This is a genomic window from Falsiroseomonas sp. RANM36, from assembly GCF_056682175.1.
Window position 1 is genome coordinate 392,793 of record NZ_JBWXTD010000005.1, and the last position, 4,280, is coordinate 397,072.

Annotated in this window: 5 protein-coding genes and 1 pseudogene; 1 reads left to right on the top strand and 5 read right to left on the bottom strand. The window is 75.0% G+C overall.

The window, feature by feature from the left end; translation table 11 throughout:
- Nucleotides 1-1,012, bottom strand: a 1,012-nt coding sequence (locus AC1MIR_RS19880) for an EamA family transporter (protein ID WP_480029923.1), incomplete at its 3' end; no start/stop codon positions are given.
- A gap of 48 nt (nt 1,013-1,060) precedes the next feature.
- The gene (locus tag AC1MIR_RS19885) at nt 1,061-1,249 is read right to left on the bottom strand and encodes a DUF1127 domain-containing protein (RefSeq protein ID WP_480029924.1); all 189 of its coding nucleotides are present in this window, start codon (nt 1,247-1,249) and stop codon (nt 1,061-1,063) included.
- A gap of 218 nt (nt 1,250-1,467) precedes the next feature.
- On the opposite strand from AC1MIR_RS19885, the gene AC1MIR_RS19890 reads away from it, so the two are divergent.
- Nucleotides 1,468-3,102 (top strand): winged helix-turn-helix domain-containing tetratricopeptide repeat protein, encoded by a 1,635-nt coding sequence (locus tag AC1MIR_RS19890; RefSeq protein ID WP_480029925.1) that lies wholly within the window; start codon nt 1,468-1,470, stop codon nt 3,100-3,102.
- Here the strand turns inward: AC1MIR_RS19890 and AC1MIR_RS19895 are convergent.
- The 3 genes and pseudogenes from AC1MIR_RS19895 to AC1MIR_RS19905 form a co-directional block, all read right to left on the bottom strand.
- Nucleotides 3,086-3,247: a hypothetical protein gene (locus AC1MIR_RS19895; RefSeq protein WP_480029926.1), complete on the bottom strand. Its 162-nt coding sequence runs from the start codon at nt 3,245-3,247 to the stop codon at nt 3,086-3,088. The genes AC1MIR_RS19890 and AC1MIR_RS19895 overlap by 17 nt on opposite strands.
- Nucleotides 3,248-3,296: 49 nt before the next feature.
- Entirely contained in the window at nt 3,297-3,809 is a 513-nt protein-coding gene (locus tag AC1MIR_RS19900) for a MaoC family dehydratase (protein ID WP_480029927.1), read from the bottom strand.
- Nucleotides 3,809-4,280: pseudogene (locus AC1MIR_RS19905) on the bottom strand (hypothetical protein); the annotation flags it as partial. The pseudogene AC1MIR_RS19905 and the gene AC1MIR_RS19900, both read right to left, overlap by 1 nt.

The following is a 4,280-nucleotide window of genomic DNA, read 5'->3' on the forward strand; positions in this document are numbered from 1 at the left end:
GCCCGCGGGCGGGGCCGCCCCGCCGCCCGGGCGGCCCCGCCCGGCCGCCTATTGGGGGGCGCCCCCCCCGGGGGGGGCGGCGCGCGCCGGCTGTCAGCGCCACGCCCAGCACCGCAGCCGCCAGCCCGAGCAGCACATGCGGCGGCGGCACCTCGCCGAGCAGCACCAGGCCGAACAGCGCCGCACTCGCCGGGCTCAGCGCACCCAGCGACGCCGCCCGTGCCGCGCCCAGCCGCGCCACCGCCAGCGCGAAGGCGAGCGGGCCGAACAGACCCGAAAGCCCGCCCTGCCAGGCTGCCTGCACCGCGATCTCGCCCCAGCTCGCCACGGCCAGGCCGGGCTCGCAGGCGAGCAGATAGACGGGCGCGAATCCCACCACCGAACCCGCGCTGACGAGCGCCGTGGCCTCCAGCGCGCCGAGGCCGCTCCGGCGCAGCGCCAGCGTGTACGCCGCCGCCAGCCAGGAAGCGCCGAGCAGCATCGCCGGCCCGGCCAGGCCCTCGGCGGCCAGGGCCGGCGGCCCGGCCACCAGCAGCACCGACAGCGCCATCAGCAGCAGGCCGAGGCGTTGCGCCGGCGCCGGCATCGCGGCGCCCGCACCACCGGCGAGCAGCGAGGCTGCCGTCACCCAGAGCGGCATGGTGCCGGGCAGCAGCGCACCCGCATCGGCCGCCGCGGCCTCGCGCAGGCCGGCGCCCGCCAGCAGCACGAAGGGCGCTCCGCCGCCCGCGAGCAGCAGCGCGAGGCGCGGCAGGTCTGCCCGGCGCAGCCGCGCCACGGCGCGCACCGCAGCAGGCAGCAGCAGCAGCGCCGGGGCGAGGAAACGCAGCAGCACGATGTCGTGCGGCCCGAGTGCCGCGGTGTCCGCCGCGACGCCGAGACGCGTCATCGCCAGGGCGCCGCCCCAGATCGTCGCGGCGGAAAGCCCGGCGGCGAGGCCGAGCGCGTGGTCGCCGGCCAGGCGGAAGGCGCGCGCCGGCCGTTGCGCGGATTGCGCGATATGCGCGGACATGGCGGGGTCTCCTGCAGGCCGGCGCGCTCGGGCCCGGCCGGCTCCGTCTCAGGGCAACCAGAAGGGCTTGCGCGCCTCGGCGAAGGCCTCGCCGGGGCCGATGCCGATGTCGCGCCACTCGCGATGGCCCATCTCGGCCAGGGCGCGGCGCTCCTCGGCGCGCGCGCGCCAGAGCGAGAGGGTGTGGCGCAGCCGCCGGCCGATCGGCATCGTTGCGGCGTGGGTGGTGCGGGTCATGCTCGTCATCCTTGCATCCGGGGTTCCGCCGCCTGTCGCGGCGTGCTCCCTTGTGCCGGGGCCGTGTCGCGCGCGCTTGGCGAAGCCCTGACGAGCGTCTTGAGATTGCGTGGAAATGTCCCGCTCCGCGCCCTACCTTCCGCAGGCAAGGTTGGACGCGGCGCGGTGTGTTGCGTTATCGCGGCATACGCGAAACAGGCAGGAGGCAGGGCAGGCGCATGCGGCTCGGCTTCGGCGACATCGAGGTGGATCTGCGCCGGCAGGAGCTGCGCCGCGGCGGCGATGTCGTGCATGTCGAGCCCCAGGTCTTCGACCTGCTGGTGCATCTGCTGCGCAACCGCGAGCGTGTGGTCGGCAAGGACGAGCTGTTCGACACGATCTGGCAGGGCCGCATCGTCTCGGAAGCGGCGCTCAGCAGCCGCATCAACGCCGCGCGCAAGGCGGTGGGCGACGACGGCGACCGGCAGGAGGTGATCCGCACCGTCCACAAGCGCGGCTTCCGCTTCGTCGCGGAGGCGCGCGAGCTGGAACCGCCCGCGCCCGAACCGCCGCCCGCGCCCGAACCGCCGCCCGAGCCGGAGAGCCCTGCCCAGCCGCCGGAGCGGCAGCCGTCAAGCAGGCCCGCCATCGTGGTGCTGCCCTTCGCCAATCTCAGCCCGGAACCCGACACCGAGTATTTCAGCTACGGCCTGACGGAGGACATCATCCGCCTGCTGGCGCGGCACCACTGGCTGGAAGTGCTGAGCCGCCATTCGGGCGCCGCCTTCAAGGGCCGCGAGGTGGATGCGCGGGAGATCGGCGCCGCGCTCGGCGTGCGCTACCTGGTGCAGGGCAGCGTGCTGCGCCATGGCGAGCGGGTGCGCATCACCGCCGACCTCGTCTGCGCAGAGACCGGGCGGCAGCTCTGGTCCGACACGCATGCCTTCACGCTGGACCACCTGCTCGACATCCAGCGCAGCATGGCCGAGCAGATCGCCGCGACGATCGAGCCGGAACTCGGGCGCATCGAGCGCGAGGCCGCGGTGCGCCGCCCGCCGCGCACCTTCGATGCGTGGGACTGCTACCAGCGCGGCCTGTGGCACCTCTGGGGCTTCACCGCGCCAGGCATGGAGGAGGCGGAGACGATGTTCCGCCGCGCGCTGGAGATCGACCCCGCCTTCGCCCGCGCCCATGGCGCGCTGGCCTATGTGCATCTGCAGAGCGCCGTGCTGCGCCCGCCCGCGGACCGCCCCGCGCTGATCGCCGCCGCGATGGCGGAGGCGCGCGCCGCGGTCGCGCTGGACGACCAGGACTGCATGAATCTCTGCGTGCTCGGCCGCGCCCACACCTTCCTGCAGGACTACGACGAGGGGATCGCGCGGCTGGAGGAAGCGCTGGAGCTGAACCCCAGCTTCGCCCAGGCCTGGTACGCGCTCGGCTTCACCATGACCTTCTGCGGGCGGGAGGAGGAGGCGATCGCCTGCATCGAGCGCGCGACGGAACTCAGCCCGCGCGACCCGCATCTCGCCAGCTTCCATTCCACGCGCGCGCTCGCGCATTTCTTCCTCGGCGACCTCGATGCCGCGGTCGCCTTCGCCCGGCAGGGCATGCGAGTGCCGAACGCGAAGCACTGGCCTTTCGCGGTGCAGGTCGCCGCGCTCGGACTGCTGGGGCGGGAGGCGGAGGCGCGGCGGGCGGTGGCGGCGCTGGAGGAACGCCATCCGGGCTATGCGGTCGCGACCGCGCGGGAGGATTTCTTCTTCTGCCGCGAGGCGGCGAAGATCGAGCTGTTCGCCGAGGGGCTGCGGCGGGCGGGCGTGCCGGACGCCCCGCCCGCCGCCCCGCCGGAGGGCATCCTCAGCCGCAGGGGATGAAGGCCTCCAGCAGGCGCCAGGCGGCATCCTGCGCGGCGCGGGCCTCGGCCGCGCGCTGGCGGTGCAGCGCATGGCCGGCGACATGGCGCATCCATTCGGCGCCCTGGCGGTGGCGAAGCACGATCGGGGGGTGGAACACGAACATCGTCTGCTCTCCTGCTGTCGCCGGCCCTGATCGGCCGGCAGGTCGAAGCCTAGGCGTCGCGCCGGCGCCTCGCTTGGACGCCATCCTGCGAAGTTCTTGAGTCTTCCTGGAGATCGCGCAGCGGCGCAGTCCAGGTCGTGGCGCTGCCGATCAGGCAATCCTCGCCCGCCGCGTTGCGCACGGTCGTGCGCAGCGTGCAGATCGGCTTGTCATCGCGCAGCGCGGTGACCTCGACCTCCGCCTCGATCGTCTCGCCGATGCGCACCGCCTTCACGAAGCGCCATTCGGTGCCGAGGAAGACGCTGCCCGGCCCGGGAAGATCCTCCGCCACCACCGCGTTCAGCAGGCCGGAGGTGACGCCGCCCTGCACGATCAGCCCGCCGAAGGGCGAGCGCGCGGCCAGCGCCGCATCGAAATGCAGCGGGTTGCGGTCGCCCGTCATCTCGGCGAACAGTTCCACGTCGCGCGCGGTGGCGGTGCGGCGGCGCGTGGCGCGCTGGCCGATCCGCGGGCTGCCGGCGAGGGTCAGGCTCCAGGGATCGCCGCGAGGATCGCCGCGCATCACGCGGCCTCCCGCATCGCGGCGCCGGCGCCGAGCATGTGCGCGACCTCCCGCTTCATCGCCTGGTTCAGCGCCTTGTGCAGCGCCTGGACGCGCGGCAGGTCCCAGTCGAAGGCGGCGATGGCGTCCGTCGCCTCGAACAACGGCAGGGAGAGTGCGTCGCGCGTCGCGGCATACTCGGCGAAGGCGGCAGGCGTGCCGCGTGCCGCCGCCTCCGCCAGCGCCTCGGCGTCGCGCAGCGCATCGGTGATGCCATGCGCGGTGATCGGGTCCTTGAAGTACCCCGCATCGCCCACCAGCGCCCAGCCTGGCCCCCAGGGCTGCCGGAGGAAGCCGCGCCGCCCGGCGAAGGCCGACAGCGCGCCGGCGCGCACGCCCTGCTCGGCGCGGGCGGCGAGCGCCGGCGCCCCCACCGGCCGCGGGGCGGGGGCGGGCGGGCCCCGCGCCGCGCGGGGCCGCCCCGGGCGGGGG